The following is a 23719-nucleotide window of genomic DNA, read 5'->3' as shown; positions in this document are numbered from 1 at the left end:
TCAATTATAATATGAAAAAGATAATTTGCACACTATTGTGTGTTTTCTCCGTCAGCTTAATCGCTCAAGCGCAGCAGGCTGCTCCACAAGGATTTGATCTTGAGCGAGCATTGGGCTCAACTGGAAAAATAGATTCCATAGTTTATCCTTCAAAAACTGTTGGAGTAATGAGAAAAGCCTTAATCTATACGCCGCCTGGATATAATGCTGCAAAAAAATATCCTGTAATGTACTTGCTGCATGGAATAGGTGGGGATGAAAGGGAATGGTTCAGACATGGAACCCCGCAGGTTATTTTCGATAATCTATATGCCGAGGGAAAAATGGAACCCATGCTGGTGATTATGCCGAATGGCCGCGCTATGCAGGATGATCGAGCTGGTGGTAATGTGATGGCACCTGATCGGGTTGCAGCGTTTTCGACTTTTGAACAAGATCTTCTCAATGACCTTATTCCCTATGTTGAACATCAGTTTCCCGTTATCAAAGATCGCGAACACCGAGCGATTTTTGGATTATCGATGGGGGGCGGCCAGTCGCTGAATTTTGGACTGGCTCATATGGACACGTTCGCTTGGGTAGGAGGCTTTTCTTCTGCACCCAATACGAAGATGCCACAAGATTTACTCCCTAATCCACAAGAAGCTAAAGACAAACTAAAACTACTGTGGATATCCTGTGGTGATCAGGATGGCTTGCTTCATATTAGTAAACGTACGCACGAATACCTTTCGCAAAATGGGGTGCCTCATATTTATTATTTGGAGCCTGGAGGACATGATTTCAATGTGTGGAAAAATGACCTTTATAATGTTTCGCAATTGCTATTTAAAAATAAAAAATAAATCCCCTTTTAAGTAGGAATAAACTAGTACGCATTTTGCCTGTCTGGGGTTAACGTGGATAAGACTGAGGTTTAGGTCCGAAACGGTAAAAATTAGGATTAAGAGAAATGATTGAAAACCTTATTTGGAAACATATCATCACATTCATTGGAATCGTAACATTGCATACTACACTTTTGTTTGCGCAAAAGCAGTCGGCTTTAACCCTATGGTATGATCGGCCGGCAGACGAAAAGATATGGGAGCAAGCCTTACCGTTAGGAAATGGTCGGTTGGGTACTATGTTTTATGGAATTCCATCGTGTGAACGCCTGCAGCTCAATGAGGAAACTATTTGGGCGGGTGGCCCTTATCGGAACGATAACCCGAAAGGCAGTGGGGCATTAAAAACTATTCAGGATTATATATTTGATGGGAAATCAGCTGAAGCTGAAAAGCTTGCAAATGAAACTTTCTTTACAAAGACCCATGGTATGCCTTATCAAACTGCCGGCAATATTCTGCTGCGATTTCCGGGGCATGATAACTATCAGGACTATCATCGTGAATTGGATATCGAGCACGCTGTAGCGCGTTCTCATTATGCAGTAGATGGGGTAACATTTACTAGGGAGGTTTTCACTTCCTTTGCTGATGATGTGATCGTAATGCAGATCCGATCGAGCAAGAAAGGGAAGCTCAACTGCACCTTGGCGTATGAGAATGAGTCGAAGCATACTATTTTTAAGAGCGGTGATCAACTTGTTTTAGAAGGGCGAGGTACTGATCATGAAGGTGTTAAAGGGGAGGTTGTTTATCAGATTCATACCGGAGTAAACCTTACGGATGGAGAGCTAGTTGTGGATGACGAATCGATTAATATAAAGGATGCCACTTCCATTCGTCTTTATATTTCAATTGCGAGTAATTTCAAAAATTATAAACAGTTGGGATCGGATCCCTCCAAGGAGGCCACGGAAAGGTTGCAAAAAGCAATGCGTAAGGATTATGAGCTTGCTTTTCAGCAGCATAAAACCGCTTACAATAAGCAGTTCAACCGTTTTCAATTGCATTTGGGCAGCGTCAACAATGAACAGCAACAGCCTATTTCAACACGAATTGCAAATTTCGCCCATACGCAGGATCCAGCGCTAGTTACCCTATTGGCTCAATTCGGCCGATATTTGCTTATCTGTTCTTCGCAGCCAGGTGGCCAACCTGCTAACCTACAAGGCATCTGGAACCGCTCCATGCAGCCCGCTTGGGACAGTAAATATACGATCAATATCAATACGGAAATGAACTATTGGCCTGCGAATGTAACTAACCTGTCAGGAACCCTTCAGCCATTATTTTCCATGATTAAAGAACTCAGTGAAAGTGGAAAAGAAACGGCAAAAACATTGTATAATGCATCCGGTTGGGTAGCTCATCATAATACAGATATTTGGCGTGTGACGAGTCCTATTGATTTTGCGGCAGCTGGAATGTGGCCCAGTGGGGGGCTGTGGTTGTCGCAACATGTATGGGAGCATTACCTTTTTACGGGAGATCGTTTTTTTTTAAAGCAATATTACCCCGCTATGAAGGGCGCTTGTGATTTTCTTTTGTCTACACTTGTAGTACATCGTGGATATCCAGATCAGCAGTGGCTTGTTTTGAGTCCTTCAATTTCGCCCGAACAAGGTCCACTCGCTGCCGGAGTGACGATGGATAACCAGCTCTGTTATGACATGCTCACTCGTACCGCTTTGGCTGCAGAAGTTTTGGGTATCGATTCTAGCTACAGGGATACATTGCTAACTACGGCTCGCCGTATTCCACCGATGCATATCGGTCGATATAACCAGTTACAAGAATGGATGGAAGATGTGGATGATCCGCAAAATCAACATCGGCATATATCACACCTATATGGATTATTTCCAGGGAGCCAAATTTCACCTTTTGGCACACCTGAATTGTTTGAAGCAGCCCGTAATTCATTGATTTATCGCGGGGATTTCGCAACAGGATGGTCGATTGGCTGGAAAATAAACTTATGGGCCCGCCTTTTGGATGGAAACCATGCGTACGAAATTATAAAAAATATGCTAACCCTTTCTGATGAAAAGCATCCAGAGGGACGTACCTATCCTAATCTTTTTACAGCACATCCTCCATTTCAGATAGATGGTAATTTTGGGCTAACAGCAGGTGTGGCAGAAATGCTGGTCCAAAGTCACGATGGTGCTGTGCATCTCCTGCCAGCAATTCCCGATCGGTGGGGCGAGGGATGGGTAAAAGGCATAAAGGCGCGTGGCGGATTTGAAATTGAAATGCAGTGGAAAGAAGGAAAGATAAAGGAAGTGAGGGTATTTTCTACCTTAGGGGGCAATTTGCGGCTTCGTGCAGCTTCGGCGTTGGAAGGGCGTGGAATTCAGATCGCAAAAGGTCATCAGCGCAATGCGCTTCTCGCTCCAATGCGAATACCAAAACCTATCCAGTCAGCAGAATCACATCTGAAAGGAATTAAATTACCTCACTATTACGAATACGATGTGCTGACCATGCCAGGAAAATACTACACTTTAACGGCTGACTGAATTAATGTGGCCATTTAATCATTTTACTATGTTAAGAATGAAAATTAGTGCTTTTGTCTTCTGCTTTATGATCCTGTTTTTGGATTCATTAGCGCAGCAAGCCCGTAATCCAATCATCTTTGCCGATGTACCCGATATGTCCATGATACGCGTTGGTGATACCTATTACATGAGTAGCACCACCATGCACATGAACCCCGGGGTTCCGATAATGAAATCCAAAGATCTAGTCAATTGGACCTTGGTTAATTATGTGTATGATCGTCTTGGAGATCAGGATGAGCTCAATTTGTCGAATCAGAAGAATGCCTATGGGCACGGTTCCTGGGCAAGCAGTTTACGCTTTCATGATGGACAGTACTATGTAAGTACATTTTCTTCCAATACAGGTAAAACACATGTCTATCGCACGGCAGATATTGAAGGGGGACCTTGGGTTTCTACCGAGTTTAGACCGATGATGCACGATCATAGTTTATTCTTTGACCAAGGAAAAATTTATATGATCTGGGGTAGCGGACAGATCCATATTGCCGAATTGTCGCCCGACTTTTCAGGTATTAAAGCTGGGACAGAACGCGTGTTATTAGATGATGCTTCTTTACCTGCTAAGCCTAAAGAAGGTAAAGTGGGGTTGCCGGCTGAGGGGTCCCAAATGTTTAAGATCAATGGCTTTTATTACCTTTTTAATATTTCATGGCCAGCTGGAGGAATGCGCACGGTGATTGTCCATCGGGCAAGTCAACTGGAAGGTCCGTATGAAGGGAAAGTGGTTTTGCAGGATCAAGGTGTGGCCCAAGGGGGGCTGATTGATATGCCCGACGGAAAATGGTATGCGTATCTTTTTCAGGATTATGGTGCTGTAGGACGTATTCCATTTTTGGTCCCTGTCATATGGGAAGATGGATGGCCAGTGCTCGGTATCGGCGGAAAAGTGCCGTCTACCTTAAATCTTCCTGCAAATAAAAGTTTAATTCCCGGAATCGTTAACTCCGATGATTTTGACCGGAAACCTGGAGATGCGGCTCTTCCACTGGTGTGGCAGTGGAACCATAATCCAGACAATAATCTATGGTCTGTAACAGCGCGAACGGGCTTTTTGAGAATGCATACAGGCGATCGCACCGATGATTTTCTTTCGGCCAAAAACACCCTCACCCAGCGTACCATCGGGCCGACTTGCAGTGCAGCTATTGCTATCGAGGTTTCTAACATGAAAGATGGTGATTTTGCGGGCCTATCGCTATTGCAAAAAAATTATGGTTTAGTTGGTGTGCGTATGGAAGGAAATACGAAATCATTGGTGATGATCAATGCGACGACAGGCGTACCACAAGAGTTGGCCAAGATCGGCCTCAAACAGCAGCGTATATATCTTAAAGCAAGCTGTGACTTTACAAACAAAAGAGATCTCGCTCAATTTTTTTATAGTACAGATGGGCGCAATTGGAGCAGGATAGGTAATGATTTAAAAATGAGTTATACCATTCCTCATTTTATGGGCTATCGATTCGGACTTTTCAATTATGCAACCAAAGCCGGCGGTGGCTATGTAGATTTTGATTATTTCCATTTGACCGCAAATTAAGATAATATGATGAAACGATTTTTTATACAATCCCTATTCGGATTTTTGCTTCTATTTTTGGTTAAGGTGGGTACATTAAGGGCACAAAACCCCATTGTGCAGACTGCTTATACTGCGGATCCGGCCCCTTTGGTGTATAACAACAGACTTTATCTTTATACTACACAGGATGAAGAAGAATCCACCTGGTTTAACATGAACAATTGGCGTGTGTATTCAACCGATGATATGGTGAATTGGACCGATCATGGTGCGATTCTTTCTTATACAGATTTTGAATGGGCAAAAGGTGATGCCTGGGCGGCGCAATGTGTTGAAAAGAATGGTAAATTTTATCTTTATGTACCTGTCATTTCCAAAGTGAACAATCGAGGTGCGATCGGCGTTGCTGTAGGAGATAGCCCATTGGGACCATTTTATGATCCTTTGGGGAAACCATTACTGCAAAGCGAATGGGGAGATATCGATCCTACTGTGTTTATTGATGACGACGGCCAAGCTCATATGTATTGGGGTAACCCCCAGCTGAAATATGTTAAGCTGAATGAAGATATGATCTCCTATAAAGGTGATATTGTTGAGGTTCCGATGACTGCGGCATCGTTTGGAAAGAGGGAGGGCGACCCGAAGCGGCCTACGGGCTATGAGGAAGGGCCATGGTTATATAAAAGAAATAGTTTATATTATCTTTTTTGGCCGGGAGGTCCTTTGCCAGAATTTATTGGTTATTCGACAAGCCAAAAAGCCGAGGGACCTTGGAAGTACGGTGGTATAATCATGCCTGCGGAAGGAAAAGCCTTCACAAATCATCCTGGCGTTGTCGATTTTAAAGGAAAAACCTATTTCTTTTACCATAATGGTGCCTTACCTGGAGGGGGAGGCTTTACGCGGTCTGTCGCTGTTCAAGAACTGAACTTTAATCCAGACGGCAGTATCGATCCAATGAAAATGACAAATGGAATTACTCAAGCGACCGGCAAAGTGAATCCCTATGAACTTCATCAGGCTGAAACGATTGCTTGGTCCGAGCACGTTAAATCCTACCAAAATAAAAAGGTGGGCGTTTTTATAAAGGCAAAAAAAGATGGGGCTTTCACCTGCGTGAAGAATGTTGACTTTGGTGAGGAGGGAGCACGTAATTTTTTTGCACGGGTAGGAACGACGCATAATGGAGGTATCCATATGGAGGTACGTTTGGGAGCGGTTGATGGAGCGTTGTTAGGTACGATACAGGTGCCCATGACGGGGGGAGATGACAGATGGACTACAGTTGAGACAGCACTGTCCGATAAAGTATCGGGACTACACGATCTATATTTTGTTTTTAAAGGTAAGGCACCGTCAAATATCCTGTTTTTCGATTGCTGGAAATTTGGAAAGTAACATACTAACATGAAGCAAAGTAGTTTGAGCCAAGGGAAAAAATGCAACAGCATACAAGATAACTCAACAATTTAAGAAAAATTAATTTACTCAATTTATGAAGGGACTAAATATTGTCTTAAAAAAACGGACAATGGCATTTTTATTATCCGTTACAGGAATTTTATCAGCAGCAACAGCACTTGGGCAGCAGCAAAACCACCTCAACGATCCTAGTAAGGGGTTTGTGCACCAGTCTATAGGAAATCCTTATCTACCGCTATGGGAGCATCTCCCGGATGGCGAACCCCGTGTTTTCGAAGATCCTGACCAGCCTGGGAAATATCGTGCTTACATCATTGGTTCCCATGACTTACGTTTTAGCAGCTATTGTGGGCCTGACATTAGAATGTGGTCAGCTCCTATTGAGAATTTGAGCAGCTGGCGGGACGAGGGCGCTATCTTTACGTACGCGATCGATGGTAAATGGGATGTGATGTATGCGCCAGATCTTGTAGAGGTTAAGCGAAAAGATGGAAAAAAGGATTACTACTTGTTTCCTCATAGCAGAGGTGAGGGCCGTGAAGCGATGGTTGTTAAAGGTGACAGGCCTAATGGTCCCTTTAAACCTGTCAATCTGACTGAAGATGGCAAGCGTACTTTGCCTGGAAGTATCTTAGGATTTGATCCTGCCATTTATATCGAATACGTTACGGACCCTCAAGATCCTGATTTTGACATTGGATTCCGGGCATATGGTTTTTGGGGATTCCAACGTTCTATGGCTGCACAACTGGATCAGAAAACAATGTATTCGTTGAGGCCTGGTACGGAGGTGATCAATTATTTATTGCCAGCAAGTGCGCGATATGGCCAATTACGCGATCCAAAAGGAACTTCCTATCCTAATATTTTTGAAGGTGAGGATTTGGGAACCTTTAATTTTTTTGAAGCATCATCCATTCGTAAAGTGGGAAACAAGTATGTTTCGGTATATAGTGGTTACTCCGGCCCGGAATATGGCGTAGGAAGTTCAAATTCCACTTTGCGCTATGCGGTAGCAGACTCGCCACTAGGACCATGGAAGAGCGGCGGCGTTTTAGTCGATTCACGTGCTCCAGTCTTAAACAAGGACGGATCTGCTATTGAAACCAGCAATGCAGGTCATAACACACATGGTAGTATCGAACTGATCAATGGACAATGGTATGTATTTTACCATAGACCACCGCGTGGATTTGGCTTTGCACGTCAGGCGGTGGTTGAACCTATCAAAGTATCTTGGGATGAGAAAAGTGTTAAAGATGGCGGAATGGTGTCCCTAAGAGCGTTTGACCCCTTTCAAGAGAATTTGACTATTAAAGATAAACAAGGGAAAGAGTATAAAGGTGCAGAAGTGACATCGGAAGGATTTCATTTTTATGGATTAAATCCCTATCAGTATTATTCGGCTGGATATGCTTGCTACCTGTCTGATATCAGTTTGCAACAGGATTCATGGGATGTATGGGATAATCATATGCCGGTGACAAATATGAAAAACGGAAATATTGCAGGTTTTAAATATTTCGGATTTGGAGGTTTGGATCAAGATAAGTTTGGATTGAAAGCTTTTGAGGGGACTAAAATTGGAAATCAAACGGCTTTCAATGTGTTTATTACGCCAAAAACAAAAGCTGCCTTTAAGGTCAACGTATGGTTAGATGGCCCTTGGGATAACGAAACCTGGAAAGGTAAGCGAATTGCGCAAATTTCTGTTCCGGCGAATTCTGCGGCTGAAGTCAAGCAATTTACGGTCGACGTTTCCAAATTTGTAGATCAATTGGACGGTAAACACGCCTTATTTTTAGTTGCTGAGGGTGAGGAAGGAAAGCCGCTTTTCGATTTTATAGGCTTAGGATTTAGTTCGAAAGACAAAAAAATTGAACGTCCAATACCACCTTCGGTCACCATTACAGTAAATGGGACCAAACTAGCTTTACCATCCATTCCTGTACGATCTACGGATGAGAATGGTATTATTGGTTATCATGTTTATGAAGTTTCCTTTCCGATGGAAGCAAAAAGTAAAAACATTCCTTTGGTAAAAGCGACTGCCGATAATCCTGAAGTTAAGATTAAAGTGAATCAAGCTACTTCGCCGACGGGTTACGCTCAAGTTGATTGCCTTTATAGAGGGCAAACAAAAAGCTATGTGGTAAAATATCCTAAGAATTAAACGGTAAAAACTAAGCAGTTTAATAGCAGGTAGAAATGGGCTGTCCAAAAAAAGTTTGGGCAGCCTATATTTTTCAGGCTACGTAATATCTTTGACGATATCATTTCTGCTGTCCGCATACCGACAGTTAGATTTATTTTTAAAGAAGTAATTTTTACTGGAACGGCTCAGTGCTACGATGAAGATTTTTATCGATTTATTCTTTGTTAAGTGGGCTTTTTAAACATTTTTATTGGAATATAAAACATTTGTAATGGGTAATGGAAAAAAGCTACTTGTAGTTTTACCATTGTAATATAACTAATCGAATAACCAATTATATGGACCAAAATATGACAGAAGTGAAGCCTTTCAGAGGTTTTTACAAGCTTTCAACGAAGCAGCGCGTAGGGTTTGGTGCTGGCGATCTTGCACAGAATCTCATTTACCAGACTGTTTCGATGTATCTACTGATTTTTTATACCAATGTTTATGGGATCTCTGCAGCTTCTGCAGGGGTCATGTTTCTCATTGTTCGAATTGTCGATGTACTATGGGACCCCATCGTAGGCGCATTTGTTGATAAAAGAAATCCCCGCATGGGAAAGTATAGGTCTTATTTGGTGCTGGGAGGAATTCCGCTGACAGGATTTGCAATTTTGTGTTTTTGGAATGGTTTTTCGGGATCTTTAACCTATGCTTATATCACCTATGTTGGTTTATCGATGTTGTACACGTTGGTGAATGTTCCGTATGGCGCTTTAAATGCCTCCTTGACCAGAGATACGGATGAGGTTACAAAACTAACGTCTACGCGTATGTTTATGGCGAACGTGGGTGGTCTGGCTGTTGGATATGGGGTACCACTCGTCGTAAAGTATTTCTCTCCAGATGGAAAGATAAACTCGAAAGATTCTGCCGAAGCCTGGTTTACAACGATGCTGATCTATGCTTTAGTTGGGTTAGTTCTTTTAATCTTTTGCTTCTCACAAACAAAAGAACGTGTCATCATGGATGAGAAAGATACAGATAATGTGCAGGTTTCCGACCTGTGGCGAGAATTTAAGCATAATCGTCCTTTGCGTATTTTGGCATTTTTTTTCATTACTGCATTTGCTATGATGGCAATCGGTAACTCGGCAGGATCATACTACATGATATATAATGTACATGCTCCGGATATGCTACCTTATTTTATGGCATTAGGATCTTTGCCTGCTTTTATTTTTATGCCTTTAGTGCCAGCCATCAAGCGGGCAATTGGTAAAAAGCAGATGTTCTATGTCTTCCTGACTATTGCAATCCTTGGAATGGTGATGCTATACGTTATTTCATCAAACGAAAGCCTCAAGGCAAATATTGTTTTGGTACTGGCTGCTCAGTTTATCAAGTCGACCGGAGTAATTGTTGCAACGGGATATATGTGGGCACTCGTTCCTGAAGTCATTTCCTATGGCGAATATAAAACCGGGAAGCGTATTTCAGGTATTGTCAATGCGCTTACCGGTATTTTTTACAAAGCTGGGATGGCCCTTGGAGGTGTCGTGCCGGGGCTGGTGCTAGCATATGTTAACTTTGATAAAGATAATGCAACAGCCCAGTCAGCGCGTGCTGAAATGGGAATTCTATGGTTGGTAGCCATTATTCCAGCAATACTTTTAGTCGTGGCCATGTATGTTATTTCCAAATACGAACTGGACGATAGTACCATTGATGCAATCAATCAGGACATAGAGTCTAGACATACTTATTAATTAAAAACTAAATCATGAAGATGTTAAAAACTATTGTTGTGGCTGTAGCAGCCTTACTATCAAATCTATCTGCTTCAGCTACTTTGCAAAAACTGAAGCTGGCACCTGATTCATTGACCTTAAAGGATGCATTTGAAGGTAAGTTTTTTATCGGAACGGCTTTAAACCTTGATCAGATCTGGGAGCGGGATGCCGCCGCAGTAGCTGTCGTCAAAAAACATTTCAATTCTATTGTAGCGGAAAATTGTATGAAAAGTATGTTCCTGCAGCCGCAGGAAGGCGTGTTCGATTTTAAAGATGCGGATCGTTTCGTATTGTTTGGCGAAAAAAATAAGATGCAGATTATTGGGCATACGCTCATCTGGCATTCCCAGACACCAGATTGGTTTTTTGTTGATAAAAATGGAAAAGAGGTGTCCAGGGATGTACTTATAGCACGCATGCAGAAGCATATTCATACCGTGGTGTCCCGCTATAAAGGACGGGTATACGGCTGGGATGTGGTGAATGAGGCCATATTGGATAATGGAGAATGGCGCAAAAGCAAATTTTACGAAATTATTGGTCCTCAGTTTATTGAATTGGCATTTAAATTTGCACATGAGGCAGATCCAAATGCGGAGTTGTATTATAACGATTATTCAACCGCCGTTCCAGAAAAAAGAAAGGGCATTATCGAAATGATTCGTCAAGTAAAAGCAGCGGGTGGTCGCGTCAGCGGAATTGGTATGCAAGAGCACAATGCACTGGATAATCCACCTATTGATGAGGTCGAAAAAACTATACTTGGATTTGCGGGACTTGATGCGAAAGTAATGGTTACGGAAATGGATATTTCGGTTTTGCCACATGTTCGTCCTAATATGGGCGCCGAAATTGGGGAGCAATATGCTTATAGCAAGGAGATGAATCCATACGAAAAAGGGCTACCTGCTAAGAAAATGGATGAGTTGGGAAGACGATACGTATCGTTTTTTAAGTTATACCTCAAACATAAGGATAAAATATCACGTGTGACGTTGTGGGGTGTTGGTGACGGAGACTCATGGAAGAACGGTTGGCCTATTCCGGGACGTACAGACTATCCATTATTATTTGACCGGAATTATCAGCCTAAGCCCTTTTTAAAAGATATTACTTCATTAACTCAAAAAAAAAAGAAATAGTAAGCATGAATAAGAGCAAGTATTTATATCCCAAAGATTATATGGCTGATCCATCAGCACATGTTTTTGAAGATAAAATTTACATTTATCCCTCTCATGATCGAGAAAGTGGAATACCGGAAAATGACAATGGAGACCATTTTGATATGCGAGATTACCACGTATTTTCTCTTGAGGATATTCAGGGGGATGTGGTTGATCATGGTAAGGTGTTAGATGTAAAAGACATTCCTTGGGCTGGTCGTCAGCTTTGGGATTCAGATGTGACGGAGAAAAACGAAAAGTACTATATGTATTTTTCCATGAAGGATAAAAATGATGTTTTCAGACTAGGTGTTGCTGTTGCAAGTCAGCCCTATGGGCCATTTATTCCGCAGGAGCATCCAATTAAGGGTAGTTATAGTATTGACCCTTGTGCATTTAAAGATACTACTGGAGACTATTATCTGTATTTTGGCGGTATCTGGGGGGGGCAGCTCCAATTTTATCGAAATAATAAGATTATATCACCCAATGAATTGCCTCAAGATCACGAAGATGCTTTGTCTCCAAAAGTTGTCAAGCTGTCTGCTGATATGCTGGAATTTTCGGAAGAGCCAAAGGATCTTGTCATTTTGGATAAAAATGGCACGCCATTGAAACATGGGGACACGGAAAAGCGATTTTTTGAAGCTTCTTGGATGCACAAATATCAAGGGAGATACTATTTTTCCTATTCTACAGGAGATAGTCATTTAATCTGTTATGCCACTGGAGACAATCCATATGGTCCATTTACCTATCAGGGTGTAATTCTATCACCGGTTGTCGGTTGGACCACTCATCATAGTATCTTGGAATACAAAGGTAAATGGTATTTATTTTATCATGATTCAGTTCCCTCAGGAGGAAAGACCTGGTTGAGAAGCATGAAAGTTATTGAGTTAACATATGATGAGAAAGGTCACATTATACCAATCGATGGATTGTCGTCGTAGATGATGTGAAGCACGATTTATCTACTTATTCGGCGTTTGTAACTCATTGGTGTTTCACCTGTGAATTTTTTAAATAGTCGATTAAAGTAAGAGATATTTTCAAAACCTAATTTAAAGCACAATTGTTGGATATTATCTTCATCGATTAACATCATCAATTGTGCTTTTTCTATTTTCTTTTGATTGATGTAATGTACAGGTGTGGCATTCATGTGTTTTTTGAACAGTCGGATAAGGTGATCTTTGGATATAAAAATCAGATTGGCAAGTTGTTCTATAGCGATCGGATGATGGATATTTTCGTCTATGTAATCTAGTACACGCAAGAGTCGTTTTTCCACCTGTGGTATTTTGTTCGTTGCTTCGGCTAGAAATCGGCTCATTAATAAATGAATGATAGCTTGGTTTTCGGCTGCTCTGGCGATAGGTGACGCCGTTTGCAGCGCCATGTTTTTCATTAATTCTGTTGAATTATCATAACCTTTCGGATCATACATTTTTAACTCACGACCGGGATTTAAATCGTAGAGGTGTTGAATGACTGTTGCTAACAGCTGATCTGATTTGATTTCCTTCGGGAAGGAGTAGCGGTCGAAAATACTCGATCTTAGCTCTGGATTTTCATAGATATGGATATAGTAGAGTGATAGTTTAGCGGAACAAGCGTAGCTATGTTGGATATACGCAGGTGTGAGATAGAGATAGCCGGGCCGAAGTTTGATGGTTTCGTCCGTTAAAATTATTGATGCTTCTCCTTCACACACATAGTGTATCCGCGCAAAAGGGCTCTGAATATCTTTGAAATTCCAATTCGCCTGATGTTCCGCATAGCCAATGTTCAATAGTGTAAAATCAAGTTTATTATTTTCGTTATTTATCATTACGCGAAGAAGAAATAGTTAGATACAATATTAGTCGTTTTCTTAAAAAGAATAGCGTTTTTAAAGTGTAAATATCGATAATGTTATAGTTGATTTATCTGTATATAGCGTTTTTTTACATATTTCTCTTTCTAAAACAGGATGTAAGTATTTGATATTTAGTTTGCTAATTTTTTATTTTCGTTGCTAGCAGTATGGTAGTGGATCATTGCGCTTGCATCGATATCGTGTTATTTTTTATCGTTAATGGAGTTTCTTTATCCGTTCTATATAATTATTTTTGGCTATACCATAATATCAAAGATCTCAAGCCAGTAAATCTCTTAAGTTTGAGCTTGAGCTTTGTTGTGATCAATAACAATCGCAAGTGCTATTTAAATCTTGATGCCATTTATAAATGAAAGCTATAAAAATAGTAAAAGAGGGACGTGTGGAAATCACGGATATTCCTCAGCCTACCGTTAAGGATGGACATGTCCTTTTAAAAATAGATTATGTTGGTTTCTGCGGCTCTGATCTGAATACATTTCGGGGCTTGAATCCATTAGTTCAGCTACCGGTTATACCTGGACATGAAATTGGAGCAACAGTAGTTGGATTGGGGACTGATGTTGGACCTGATATTAAGATTGGTACAAGAGTTACCGTAAATCCTTATTCAAACTGTGGTATTTGTACTGCATGTAAAAATAATCGACCTAATGCTTGCCGCTACAATGAAACGATGGGGGTACAGCGCGACGGTGCCATGACAGAATACCTTGTCGTACCAATACAAAAGGTCATTGTGGGTGGACAACTATCGTCCAAAGAATTGGCCTTGGTGGAGCCTATGAGTGTAGGTTTCCACGCCGTTGATCGGGCCGATGTCACCGACAGCGATATCGTATTGGTGTTGGGATGTGGTATGATCGGAGTTGGAGCGATTGTTCGGTCTGCTTTACGGGGTGCCACCGTTATAGCAGTTGACGTGAGCAAAGAAAAACTTGAGTTGGCAAAAATTCTCGGAGCGACATTCACCATCAATAGCGCTGAGGAAGACTTGGCGGCTAGCTTGGATACACTGACGCACTCCATGGGGGCTGACGTTGTTATCGAAGCCGTAGGACGCAAGGAAACCTACTTAGCGGCGATTGATGCCGCGGCGTATACAGGCCGGGTTATGTATATAGGTTATGCAAAAGAAGCTATCCCTTTTGATACACAGTTTTTTGTCAAAAAAGAGTTGGATATCAGAGGCTCACGCAATGCCACAGTGAAAGATTTTGCAGCGGTAATGCATTATTTAAAAATGAAAAAGTGCCCAATAGAACAGCTTATAACAGGAGTATATCGTGTAGAAGATGCACAGTTAGCTTTAGAATCATGGCTAAGAGATCCTGGGCGCGTTTTTAGACTTTTAATCGAATTTTAAAATTCTATATGTCTATTGTCAAGAACCGAACAATAGTGCGATGCATCATCTCTATGCCGAATAATGGAGCAATAATTTGTTTTTAAAAAATACAAAAAGCCTTTTTCATATAGCAGGAAAAGGCTTTTACTTAAATCTCTTATCAGTCCATAACTAATGTGCCGGAGATCCAAACTTATTTTTTCTTTCTGGATTTTTTCTCTTCTTCAGCAGGTAAATCTAAAATAGCCATCAATAGTAGATAATAGCCTTTTTCTAATCCCATTTTTTGTGCTTTTTGGTTGATAGTGTCCATATCTTTATTCAATTATTGTTTCTTAACTAATTTGTATTTGGTTAATTAGATCAAATGCTATACCCAAAATACGCTAACTACGAGCTACCCGTATTTTTAAGTGGTAAATTGCGTAGAGTTTTCACTTTTTAACAAAAAAATACGTGTAATGTGGGTATTAAATGCGATGAAATTATAAGTTCGATACGCGTTTGGCGTAATAATAACCTGAACATGTTTGCGGTAAAACATTTTCAGGCCAATATTGTCTTTATTTCAGATTAATAATTAAAACAGGTATTTATGAAAAAGATAATTCCATTTGCACTGATGTCGAGTTTATTGGTGCTCGTATCAAGTTGTGCAGCGATTGAAGGTATATTTAAAGCCGGCGTATGGTCTGGTATTCTATTGGTTGTAGTGGTTGTTGCTCTTGTAATTTGGTTGGTAAGCAAATTATTTGGCGGATCAAGATGATAATGAATATTTGATCTTTACATGCTTAGAAAGCTATATTTTTTCTACTAGATATTTCCAGTAACGTTTCGGAACATGCCTTAAATGAAGTTTCAGATTTTTACGTGATTCAATGGTTGTACTCTTAAAGTAGGTTTTCCAAAGATGCTGATAAGCCTTTTCTTGAGGATCGAGATCCACTTCTAGCTGATATGGATCTCGAATTTCATCACTTTCATTTGGCGATACTTCGACAATAGTATTTCCATCATAATGAAAGCCATAATTTCGCCTTAAATCATAAATTAACCAACACTGGTCTGCAAATCGATTTTTAAAGAATTGCACAACAAGCGGAATCACATTGAAATCGGGCTCAACAACCGCTGTATACAGATGGTCATTAGATTTGACAAATCGTATAAATGCTTTCATACGGTGCCGTTCCCTATTGATCTTTTTAATCGATTGATGCAAACGAAGTATAGGAGGATAACCATAATTATGTATATCCAACTGTTTTGTGCGAAATAATTCGACAATCAGCCGAAATCCATTGAGCCATTCAATCTGATTATCGGACAAAAAATTATGGTAAAAAAAAATCGTGCCTTGGTTTCCAATTATTTTTTTCATTCCCGCAAGAATGCGTTGGGCTTTTTTATTATCTGTTGAAATGAGTCGTTTTTCCGAAAAAAGAGTAACTTCCGTCGCTTTTCCTGTTTTAGGAATGCTGTCAAACTCTTTCCTTTCAAACGCTTCAAATACGCAACACAGATAGCCGGAATAACTTCCGTCAAAAATATAATCCATTAAAATAAAGTTAATTGGCTATTCGAACCTTTTATTTGCGATTGGGGATTATGTTCCAGTATGGATTTTCTGATCTTTTCCGGATAGTGAAAGCCCGCAGTGATCAATGTATCCTGACATAGCATAAAATATTTCGCTCGATTATAAGCTATTCCAATTTTTTGCACTTGCTGTTCTTTTAATTTTCCATATTTGCGTGCCTGTATTATTTTTTTAGCGGATTGTCTTCCTATCCCCGGAATTCGTATGATCCAATTATAGGTAGCGGTGTTAATGTCAATAGGGAAGAATTGTGGATTGCGAAGTGCCCAAGCAAGTTTAGGATCTATTTCTAGATCGAGGTCCTGATGTTTACTATTAAGTATTTCATGAAGCGAAAAGCCATAAAATCGAAGTAACCAATCTGTTTGATAAAGTCTATTTTCACGAACCAGCGGTGGTGCTGTTCCAATTTGAGGAAGGTTGGAGTCCGTTGCATTAATAGGAATATAACCCGAATAATAAACCCTTTTGAGATTATAATCATTATAGAATGTATTTGCAGCCTGCATAATTTGGAAATCATTCTCTGGTGTTGCCCCGATAACCATTTGTGTACTTTGTCCTGCCGGCACAAACAAAGGTGTTTTCTTATTGATTTTTCGGTCCTGCTGAAGATTTTGGATTTCATTTTTAATTATTGTCAACGGTTCGCGAACAGATTGATGATCTTTTTCGGGAGCGACAAGTTTTAATCCCTCTTCGGTAGGTATTTCGAGATTTACACTCATACGGTCAACATATAGACCTGCTTCTTTTAGCAAAGATTCACTTGCTCCAGGAATAGCCTTAAGATGAATATAACCATTAAACCGCTCTTCAGTTCGAAGCTTCTTGACAACTAACATTAAGCGTTCCATGGTATAGTCTGCAGATTTAAAAATACCTGAACTTAAAAAAAGTCCCTCAATATAATTTCGACGGTAGAAATTCATCGTCAATTCGACAACTTCCTTAACCGAAAATGCTGCCCGCTGCACATCATTGCTGCGCCGACTCACACAAAAGGAGCAATCGTAAATGCAAAAGTTAGTCATTAAGATTTTTAGAAGGGAAACACAGCGCCCATCTTCGGTATACGTATGGCAGATACCACTTGCTGATGAATCACCGATACCACCACTATTTTTTCGCTTACTTCCGCTTGAGCTGCAGCTTACGTCATATTTAGCAGCATCCGCTAGTATCTGTAGTTTATCATCAAATCCAAACATATTCAATACATCATTTTTATATTGGTAAAAATACTAATATTTTTAGTAAATAACACGCGTAGAATTACGTGTTTTAATTTTAAAAAGTATCGTCCCCTTTTATTTAAAGTATACTGCCTGAATTTGGTTAAATAGAAAACGATTTATAAGGGGACGTTGTTCTTTATTAAAAATAGTATTATGGCAGAGAATAATTTAAGTGATAAAGACGCTTTAGAAAAGCTAAAAGAAATCGTTGATAAGATTGACGTAGGTACAGTCTGCTCTTTTCCAAAAGATTCGGACTATCCCCATGGTGTCCCGATGAGTAGACAAGAAGTTGATGAAGAAGGTAACATTTGGTATATCTGTTCGGCAGAAAGCGAAACCTTTACAAATCTTTCACTAGATTCAAGAGTTTCTTTGTTTTACGCAGATCCTGGAAATTATACCTTTCTCAGTATAAATGGCGAGGCGAGTCTTTCGCGGGATCAAGAAAGGATAGATCGTTATTGGAATAAGATGATGGAAGGCTGGTTTGAAAAAGGGAAAGAGGATCCAAATATTAAGTTGTTAAAAGTTACTCCCCAAGATGCTCATTATTGGGATTCAAACTCTAATATGATTGTCAACTTGTTTAAAATGCTTAAATCGAGAGTAACAGGCGAGACAGAAGATATAGGTAAAGAGGGAGATCTTAATATATAGCGTGCTTCATATTAAATGTATAAAAAAGGCTCCTCAGTATTGAAATTGGGGAGCCTTTTTTATGACAGGAGCAACGGCCCGACCAGTTATGCATTTCCTTTAATAACACGAAGGAGAACCGCAATGATAGCGATTACCAATAGTATATGAATTAGTCCCCCGCCCGCAAAGCCGCCAAAAAAGCTGATGGCCCATATGAGCACCAAAATAACTGCAATTGTATATAATAAATTTCCCATAGTAATAAATATATATCTGTTTATTGAATAACAATATTTATCGAACGATGGTTTACTATATTTAATCTTTTTTATTCATTAACCGAATCCAATTGCTGGTTATTTTTTTGTATTTTTTTCCATTTACGAATTCTCCCGGTTGCATTTTGATATGGTGAAGCGGTATTAAATTGTATCATGCGGCCTAAGGTCCATTTGCCATACCAAGTCACTCCATAGAGTTCATAGTTTGTTTTTTGCTCAATTAAATCCAAGATTTTAAAAACAGTTTGATTGAGTTTGGTACATAGAGTCGTAAAATCTAAATCGGCATAATCCCCGTAGAATTTTTGCGCTAATTTGCCTAGTTCATTCCATTTAAAGCCTGTCTCAGGGAGTTCGATGTGGCTGTTTTCCTCGCTTTTCCTATTCCATTTGAGAACCAATTCACCCCATCCAATCAAATAAGAAAGTAGGTTATTTACACTCATTAGCGTTCCTTTGCTATGTCCTTCTAGTGTCAATAAACTGGTTTAATCAATGGGAATACTGGACAGTTCATGGACGAGCTTGTTGTGATTTGTTTGAATCGCTTTAAGGAGTTCCTCTTTCGTAGTTGGTATTGCCATGATATAAATTTGAAATAACATAAATTACAGCTAATTTCTCAAAAAGTTGATTATAAAATAATGTTATGCTCCTAGCGTTGCTGGAATGCTGATCGGCAAACAGCATTATCTGACTTGAGCTATTGTTTTAATGCAATAGTTATTTCGAACTTATTATTGAAATTGAGAAAATTCCACGATTTAAAATGAAAATAATATGGCTTATGGTATTATTTTTTGTAAAATTTATTGTTTAAATATAATATGGTTGTGTTTTATTCTGTTTATAACGAATATTGACGTGCGTATTCAGGTGCAGGTTCTTGTAGTAAGGATACTGTTTATATGTAATGCCAATAAAATAATAAACTGAAAAATTTATAAAAAGATGAAAAAGATTTTAATTTTAGCAACCTTGGTTATGTTTTCCATTACAGGTGCTTTTGCTCAGATTCATAAACCTGTTAAATGGACTGTTGCTAGTAAAAAACTCAATAACAAGGAAGCAATTATTTACGTTAAGGCGACTATTCAAAATGGTTGGCACATATATTCCCAACATGTGAAAGATGGTGGCCCGATATCAACTTCCTTTAATTTCAGTAAAGCTACTGATTATGCGCTAGTCGGTAATACGGCCGAACCAAAACCCAAGATCAAACACGAAGAGGTTTTCAAAATGGATGTAGGGTATTTCACCAATGAGGTAATCTTTCAACAAAAAGTTTCTCTTACTAAAGGAGCGGCGACAGTAAAAGGCACTGTGGAATGGCAAGCTTGTGATGCTTCACAATGTCTTCCTCCAGATGAATACGCTTTTGCTGTGACGGTCAAATAGCCTAAAGCAATTCAAAACTAAAGCAATTGGATGCTTTATCTACCACAGTTGGACGACTATGAATAAAGTTATTTAGAATTATTTTAAATAACTATCTTTGCTTGTATATTGGAATAAGATAGGGTATATCTCTACTTATGTAAGTAAAACGATTATTCTTATGATTATGAATACAGTAGAACTGTTTGAAAATGAACGTGCAAGTGGCTATGATGAATTTGTTGAAACCTGGATCCCCAATTACCATTATTTTTTAGATCAGTTGCCTAAGATCCTGTCCGAAATAGAGCACAAAGATTTATTAGTGGTCGGATGTGGTACAGGAAATGAAATCGAACGCTTTGTCGACACATCAGAATCTTGGAAAATAACAGGGGTCGATCCCTCACCCGAGATGATTGGTCAAGCGAGGGAGAAATTTGAAGCAGATGAGAATGTTAACCTTGTGGAAGGTCTAGTAAGTGATTTGGATGAAGGAAAACAATATGGCGCCGCGACGCTTTTGCTTGTATTACACTTTTTAAAAGACGATGGCGAAAAATTGGGTATGTTGCAAGATATTTGTAAAAGAATGATGTCTCAAGCACCATTGGTATTATTAGATATAACAGGCAATAAGGAGCAAATTCAGCAAAACTTGGGGCTGTTGAGACTTCTTCTGCCTAAGGGTATAGATGAAACACAGGTCGCTCAAAGATTGCAACGAATCGAACATGAATTGTTGCATGTTTCTGAAGAGCGCTTAGCAGAACTCTGTGAAGAAGCTGGATTTGAACCTCCTGTTCGATTCTTTCAATCCTCAATATATATGGGCTGGATAACCCGAAAAAAAGATATTATTTCCTTTTCTTAGCAAAGGGATTGAAGGAAAGCCCCGCATTCATATAAAATGAAGGTTCGGGGCTTGCTTCCCATATATAATCGCGTTGGGGTTTGTTTTTCTCAAATATACGTGCGCGAGGTATGGCTTTTATTCCTGATTTAAAGGTGGCAATAAATGATCGCCCGAGGTTATGCTCATAAGTCAGGCCCGAATTGATCTCCATCTGATTGAAAGTATATACTTTTTCAGAACTTGGAAAGTTATAAAGGTAAAAGATTGTACTATTCAAATCTGAACCGATCGAAACTCGGCCATTCCACAATACCCCTTTTCGGAGATATATTCCTTTTGGTAAGATCACATCAAGTATCATCCCTTTGCCAAATTGCTGTTTGTAGGCGAAGGTTGGTAAAATCGGAAGAATTGCTGCCGGGTCTATAATCCCGATAATACCTACGGCCATTTGAATCTCCTGCGTAGCTTTTAGTACTACAGTGGCAGAGAGCATCCCATTCACGCGTTCGATTGCTTTTTCACTCCCATTTGTAGCGACCGTTGCTGTGTAAAAGGCTACTTTACCCCATAAACGTGAATAACGGGTCAGATTAAGTGATTCGTATTGATAATGATAGTGGCTGGCTAAATGTGTGATGGAATGCGCAACAAGGTCTGGACGACTGGAGTTTACAGAAGTGAACTGATAGCCAATATTGGTCCCCAGATTCCATGTTCGGCTCTTTAAAAAGTTAATGTTGATACTACCTCCTGCTTGGTACATTGATTCTACTTTCGTTTCGGATAAATCCCTACCGTGGAGTTTTGATGAATAGCTATATCCTGCATTGGATTCAAAGGTCAAATTGAGGACGCGTGTTATGGGAAATTTGTCGGTAATCACTGCCATCACTTTTTGCTGCACGCTATCCTTAGTTTGTGCGATTAAAGTGTATGACCAAAACAGTAATATAAACACTAAAAGTATTTTTTGCATAGATGTTTCATTAAAATTATTGTAAGAATAGCTGAAATTTGTAGGTGGTATTTTTTTTTTAGACCAACAGGTGTTGTTTTTATACAAAAGCCCAATTTAGAAGAACTACGGAAAGCGAAGCTATACATCATCTACTAATTTTGGTATAAAAAAAACAGGTCTTCGTATAAGAGATCTGATTCTTGCCTAGAAAAACTTTATTTTTGTTATTTAAGTTAAATCTATTCTAATCCATGCAAGACTTTAATAATAGTATTGTTTTAAGGTTTTTTACAGAAAATAAATTCAGGCCATTGCGACATATATTTTTTCTGATCGGGTTACTCTTGCTCTTTGCTAATGCAAATTTACGTTCCCATTTTCAGAGCAGTTATCGGTTTTATTTTTCTATTGTCCTATGGTTTGTATTTGTCTGCATGTTTTATGCTAATATGTACGTATTGATACCAAAGTTTTTCTTTAAGGCCAAATATGAGTTATATGTACTCGCATTAATATTGCTCGTGACGGCCAGCGTGCTGGTTGTTATGTATATTGCTAATTACATCTATTCCATTCATATTCCGGTGATAAAAAAGGCTGAGTCGGACTCTATGGGGCTAATTGCAGCTTTATTTATCTGTATGCCTATCATTCTGACCACCACGACTTTTAAGCTCTTTAAACGCTGGTTGGAAGATAATAAGCGTATTTCTGAATTGAAAAATCTGGCTTTGACCACGGAGCTTATTTCCTTGAAAAATCAGATTCAGCCACATTTTTTATTCAACATGCTTAACAATGTTAAAGCTTTAATTCGAAAAGATCCTATTATGGCTACTGAAGTGATCATGAAGTTGTCAGATTTTTTAAGATATCAGCTGTATGAAAATAACGATGATAAGACGCTTTTGAAGTCTGAAATCAACTTTATTAGCAATTTTCTGAAATTAGAGGAAATACGCCGCGATAACTTAAAAACGCGTATATCCTGTCCTGTTGAATTAGAAAAAAAAGGTGTATTTCTACCGCCACATCTTTTTACGGCCTTTGTTGAAAACGCAATTAAACATAGCCTCAGCGCAGGTGATGGCTCTACTTTTATCACAATCCATTTTTCTGAGCGGGATCAGCAACTTTGTTTTGAATGTGAAAATTCGAAAGATCCCAATAGCCGGTATGTTAGCAGCAAATTTAGCGGATTAGGACTGGCTAATGCCAAAAGAAGGCTAGACCTTCTGTATAGAAATGATTATGAGCTCTCGATTTTAACAACCGAGGTGTTGTATCAGGTTAAACTTACTATTCCATTATGAATTGCATCATTGTAGACGATGAACCCCTGGCTAGGGAAGAAATGAAGAATTTAATCGAAGAGATTTCTACCCTTCAGATTGTTGGTACATTTTCCAATGCGATATCTGCATTGGAATGTATCAAAACGAATCCGGTTGACTTGCTTTTTTTGGATATCGAGATGCCCACGGTCAATGGGCTTGATTTTGCACAATCTCTTCCAGACGACAAATTAGTGATCCTTACGACTGCCTATGCGCATTATGCCCTGAAAAGTTACGAATTGGATGCAATAGATTATCTGCTGAAACCCATTAGCAAAGACCGTCTGGCCAAAGCGATCAACAAATCAATAGCTTATAAAAAACTATTGGAGCTAAAAGAAAACCAAAATACGGTTGAGAAGTACAGTGAGGACGCACTTTTTATTAAATCGGATAGGAAATACTATAAAATTGCATTTACCGATATTCGCTTTATAGAAGCGCTCAAAGATTATGTGGTCATCTATACTCAGAACAATAAACTGATTACTGCAATGAACTTGAAGACAATTCACCAGAAACTTCCTGTGAGGCTGTTTGCGCGTACCAGTAAATCCTATCTGATTAATTTATCGTTTATTGATTCTTTTGATAGTCACACTATTTACATCGATAAGTTTGAAATCCCGATTGGTGAGATCTATCGAGAGTCATTCTTTAAACAATATACCGGGGGACTCCTCTGATTGAA

The 23719-nt window shown here is 39.4% G+C and carries 21 protein-coding genes; 15 read left to right on the top strand and 6 right to left on the bottom strand.

Going from position 1 to position 23719, the window contains the following annotated elements; genetic code table 11:
- Positions 1 to 11 precede the first annotated feature (11 nt).
- The 8 genes from J2X77_RS06045 to J2X77_RS06010 all read left to right on the top strand — a co-directional run bounded on the left by J2X77_RS06045 (position 12) and on the right by J2X77_RS06010 (position 12453).
- Complete coding sequence (locus tag J2X77_RS06045; protein ID WP_293937803.1) at positions 12 to 845, top strand: esterase family protein; 834 nt, start codon at positions 12 to 14, stop codon at positions 843 to 845.
- A 107-nt stretch (positions 846 to 952) separates the two neighbouring features.
- Positions 953 to 3409 (top strand): glycoside hydrolase family 95 protein, encoded by a 2457-nt coding sequence (locus tag J2X77_RS06040; RefSeq protein ID WP_293937805.1) that lies wholly within the window; start codon positions 953 to 955, stop codon positions 3407 to 3409.
- 28 nt (positions 3410 to 3437) lie between these two features.
- On the top strand, positions 3438 to 4997 hold the full coding sequence (locus J2X77_RS06035; protein WP_310079647.1) for a glycoside hydrolase 43 family protein: 1560 nt from the start codon (positions 3438 to 3440) through the stop codon (positions 4995 to 4997).
- Positions 4998 to 5003: 6 nt separating this feature from the next.
- Entirely contained in the window at positions 5004 to 6380 is a 1377-nt protein-coding gene (locus J2X77_RS06030) for a glycoside hydrolase family 43 protein (RefSeq protein ID WP_310079645.1), read from the top strand.
- A 133-nt stretch (positions 6381 to 6513) separates the two neighbouring features.
- Complete coding sequence (locus tag J2X77_RS06025) at positions 6514 to 8577, top strand: hypothetical protein (RefSeq protein WP_209574965.1); 2064 nt, start codon at positions 6514 to 6516, stop codon at positions 8575 to 8577.
- Positions 8578 to 8909: 332 nt separating this feature from the next.
- Positions 8910 to 10310, top strand: coding sequence for an MFS transporter (locus J2X77_RS06020; RefSeq protein ID WP_310079643.1), 1401 nt, complete (start codon positions 8910 to 8912; stop codon positions 10308 to 10310).
- A gap of 14 nt (positions 10311 to 10324) precedes the next feature.
- Positions 10325 to 11476 (top strand): endo-1,4-beta-xylanase, encoded by a 1152-nt coding sequence (locus J2X77_RS06015; protein WP_310079641.1) that lies wholly within the window; start codon positions 10325 to 10327, stop codon positions 11474 to 11476.
- Between the two features lie 5 nt (positions 11477 to 11481).
- Positions 11482 to 12453, top strand: coding sequence for a glycoside hydrolase family 43 protein (locus J2X77_RS06010; RefSeq protein WP_209574961.1), 972 nt, complete (start codon positions 11482 to 11484; stop codon positions 12451 to 12453).
- Positions 12454 to 12470: 17 nt separating this feature from the next.
- Here the strand turns inward: J2X77_RS06010 and J2X77_RS06005 are convergent, their stop codons facing one another.
- Positions 12471 to 13334, bottom strand: coding sequence for an AraC family transcriptional regulator (locus J2X77_RS06005; protein ID WP_209574959.1), 864 nt, complete (start codon positions 13332 to 13334; stop codon positions 12471 to 12473).
- A gap of 397 nt (positions 13335 to 13731) precedes the next feature.
- Here J2X77_RS06005 and J2X77_RS06000 point away from each other — a divergent pair, with 397 nt between their 5' ends.
- A complete protein-coding gene (locus J2X77_RS06000; protein WP_209574957.1) occupies positions 13732 to 14748 on the top strand; it encodes a zinc-binding alcohol dehydrogenase family protein in 1017 nt (338 codons plus the stop codon).
- Between the two features lie 577 nt (positions 14749 to 15325).
- On the top strand, positions 15326 to 15499 hold the full coding sequence (locus J2X77_RS05995) for a hypothetical protein (protein WP_209574955.1): 174 nt from the start codon (positions 15326 to 15328) through the stop codon (positions 15497 to 15499).
- A 33-nt stretch (positions 15500 to 15532) separates the two neighbouring features.
- Here the strand turns inward: J2X77_RS05995 and J2X77_RS05990 are convergent, their stop codons facing one another.
- Positions 15533 to 16291 carry a TIGR03915 family putative DNA repair protein gene (locus J2X77_RS05990; protein WP_209574953.1) on the bottom strand — a complete coding sequence of 253 codons (759 nt, stop codon included), beginning with the start codon at positions 16289 to 16291 and terminating at the stop codon, positions 15533 to 15535.
- Positions 16291 to 17544, bottom strand: a complete 1254-nt coding sequence (locus J2X77_RS05985; RefSeq protein WP_209574951.1) for a putative DNA modification/repair radical SAM protein — start codon at positions 17542 to 17544, stop codon at positions 16291 to 16293. The genes J2X77_RS05990 and J2X77_RS05985 overlap by 1 nt, the downstream gene beginning before the upstream one ends.
- A gap of 180 nt (positions 17545 to 17724) precedes the next feature.
- On the opposite strand from J2X77_RS05985, the gene J2X77_RS05980 reads away from it, so the two are divergent.
- A complete protein-coding gene (locus J2X77_RS05980) occupies positions 17725 to 18231 on the top strand; it encodes a pyridoxamine 5'-phosphate oxidase family protein (protein ID WP_209574949.1) in 507 nt (168 codons plus the stop codon).
- A gap of 86 nt (positions 18232 to 18317) precedes the next feature.
- Here J2X77_RS05980 and J2X77_RS05975 read toward each other — a convergent pair whose 3' ends face one another.
- Together J2X77_RS05975 and J2X77_RS05970 are read right to left on the bottom strand one after the other, a co-directional pair.
- On the bottom strand, positions 18318 to 18470 hold the full coding sequence (locus J2X77_RS05975) for a lmo0937 family membrane protein (protein ID WP_209574947.1): 153 nt from the start codon (positions 18468 to 18470) through the stop codon (positions 18318 to 18320).
- A gap of 71 nt (positions 18471 to 18541) precedes the next feature.
- A complete protein-coding gene (locus J2X77_RS05970) occupies positions 18542 to 18973 on the bottom strand; it encodes a ClbS/DfsB family four-helix bundle protein (RefSeq protein ID WP_310079635.1) in 432 nt (143 codons plus the stop codon).
- 472 nt (positions 18974 to 19445) lie between these two features.
- Here J2X77_RS05970 and J2X77_RS05965 point away from each other — a divergent pair, with 472 nt between their 5' ends.
- Both J2X77_RS05965 and J2X77_RS05960 read left to right on the top strand, forming a co-directional pair.
- Positions 19446 to 19895: a protein-disulfide reductase DsbD N-terminal domain-containing protein gene (locus J2X77_RS05965; protein WP_209574944.1), complete on the top strand. Its 450-nt coding sequence runs from the start codon at positions 19446 to 19448 to the stop codon at positions 19893 to 19895.
- Positions 19896 to 20061: 166 nt separating this feature from the next.
- Complete coding sequence (locus J2X77_RS05960; protein ID WP_293884992.1) at positions 20062 to 20748, top strand: class I SAM-dependent methyltransferase; 687 nt, start codon at positions 20062 to 20064, stop codon at positions 20746 to 20748.
- Here the strand turns inward: J2X77_RS05960 and J2X77_RS05955 are convergent.
- Positions 20732 to 21709: a hypothetical protein gene (locus J2X77_RS05955; RefSeq protein ID WP_293884993.1), complete on the bottom strand. Its 978-nt coding sequence runs from the start codon at positions 21707 to 21709 to the stop codon at positions 20732 to 20734. The genes J2X77_RS05960 and J2X77_RS05955 overlap by 17 nt on opposite strands.
- A 431-nt stretch (positions 21710 to 22140) precedes the next feature.
- Between J2X77_RS05955 and J2X77_RS05950 the strand changes: the two genes are divergently transcribed.
- Positions 22141 to 23004: a sensor histidine kinase gene (locus tag J2X77_RS05950; RefSeq protein ID WP_293884994.1), complete on the top strand. Its 864-nt coding sequence runs from the start codon at positions 22141 to 22143 to the stop codon at positions 23002 to 23004.
- Positions 23001 to 23714 carry a LytTR family DNA-binding domain-containing protein gene (locus tag J2X77_RS05945; RefSeq protein WP_209574936.1) on the top strand — a complete coding sequence of 238 codons (714 nt, stop codon included), beginning with the start codon at positions 23001 to 23003 and terminating at the stop codon, positions 23712 to 23714. The genes J2X77_RS05950 and J2X77_RS05945 overlap by 4 nt, the downstream gene beginning before the upstream one ends.
- Positions 23715 to 23719: the final 5 nt, after the last annotated feature.

Source organism: Sphingobacterium sp. 2149 (genome assembly GCF_031455655.1).
Lineage (GTDB): Bacteria > Bacteroidota > Bacteroidia > Sphingobacteriales > Sphingobacteriaceae > Sphingobacterium.
Note: the sequence above shows the minus strand (reverse complement) of the source record. Positions and strands in the feature narration are given on the sequence as shown.

What these genes read in the sequence shown, in the direction of transcription:
- J2X77_RS06045 (WP_293937803.1), top strand. Translation starts at nt 12, where the DNA reads ATGAAAAAGATAATTTGCACACTATTGTGTGTTTTCTCCGTCAGCTTA.
- J2X77_RS06040 (WP_293937805.1), top strand. Translation starts at nt 953, where the DNA reads ATGATTGAAAACCTTATTTGGAAACATATCATCACATTCATTGGAATC.
- J2X77_RS06035 (WP_310079647.1), top strand. Translation starts at nt 3,438, where the DNA reads ATGTTAAGAATGAAAATTAGTGCTTTTGTCTTCTGCTTTATGATCCTG.
- J2X77_RS06030 (WP_310079645.1), top strand. Translation starts at nt 5,004, where the DNA reads ATGATGAAACGATTTTTTATACAATCCCTATTCGGATTTTTGCTTCTA.
- J2X77_RS06025 (WP_209574965.1), top strand. Translation starts at nt 6,514, where the DNA reads ATGGCATTTTTATTATCCGTTACAGGAATTTTATCAGCAGCAACAGCA.
- J2X77_RS06020 (WP_310079643.1), top strand. Translation starts at nt 8,910, where the DNA reads ATGACAGAAGTGAAGCCTTTCAGAGGTTTTTACAAGCTTTCAACGAAG.
- J2X77_RS06015 (WP_310079641.1), top strand. Translation starts at nt 10,325, where the DNA reads ATGAAGATGTTAAAAACTATTGTTGTGGCTGTAGCAGCCTTACTATCA.
- J2X77_RS06010 (WP_209574961.1), top strand. Translation starts at nt 11,482, where the DNA reads ATGAATAAGAGCAAGTATTTATATCCCAAAGATTATATGGCTGATCCA.
- J2X77_RS06005 (WP_209574959.1), bottom strand. Translation starts at nt 13,334, where the DNA reads ATGATAAATAACGAAAATAATAAACTTGATTTTACACTATTGAACATT.
- J2X77_RS06000 (WP_209574957.1), top strand. Translation starts at nt 13,732, where the DNA reads ATGAAAGCTATAAAAATAGTAAAAGAGGGACGTGTGGAAATCACGGAT.
- J2X77_RS05995 (WP_209574955.1), top strand. Translation starts at nt 15,326, where the DNA reads ATGAAAAAGATAATTCCATTTGCACTGATGTCGAGTTTATTGGTGCTC.
- J2X77_RS05990 (WP_209574953.1), bottom strand. Translation starts at nt 16,291, where the DNA reads ATGGATTATATTTTTGACGGAAGTTATTCCGGCTATCTGTGTTGCGTA.
- J2X77_RS05985 (WP_209574951.1), bottom strand. Translation starts at nt 17,544, where the DNA reads ATGTTTGGATTTGATGATAAACTACAGATACTAGCGGATGCTGCTAAA.
- J2X77_RS05980 (WP_209574949.1), top strand. Translation starts at nt 17,725, where the DNA reads ATGGCAGAGAATAATTTAAGTGATAAAGACGCTTTAGAAAAGCTAAAA.
- J2X77_RS05975 (WP_209574947.1), bottom strand. Translation starts at nt 18,470, where the DNA reads ATGGGAAATTTATTATATACAATTGCAGTTATTTTGGTGCTCATATGG.
- J2X77_RS05965 (WP_209574944.1), top strand. Translation starts at nt 19,446, where the DNA reads ATGAAAAAGATTTTAATTTTAGCAACCTTGGTTATGTTTTCCATTACA.
- J2X77_RS05960 (WP_293884992.1), top strand. Translation starts at nt 20,062, where the DNA reads ATGAATACAGTAGAACTGTTTGAAAATGAACGTGCAAGTGGCTATGAT.
- J2X77_RS05955 (WP_293884993.1), bottom strand. Translation starts at nt 21,709, where the DNA reads ATGCAAAAAATACTTTTAGTGTTTATATTACTGTTTTGGTCATACACT.
- J2X77_RS05950 (WP_293884994.1), top strand. Translation starts at nt 22,141, where the DNA reads ATGTACGTATTGATACCAAAGTTTTTCTTTAAGGCCAAATATGAGTTA.
- J2X77_RS05945 (WP_209574936.1), top strand. Translation starts at nt 23,001, where the DNA reads ATGAATTGCATCATTGTAGACGATGAACCCCTGGCTAGGGAAGAAATG.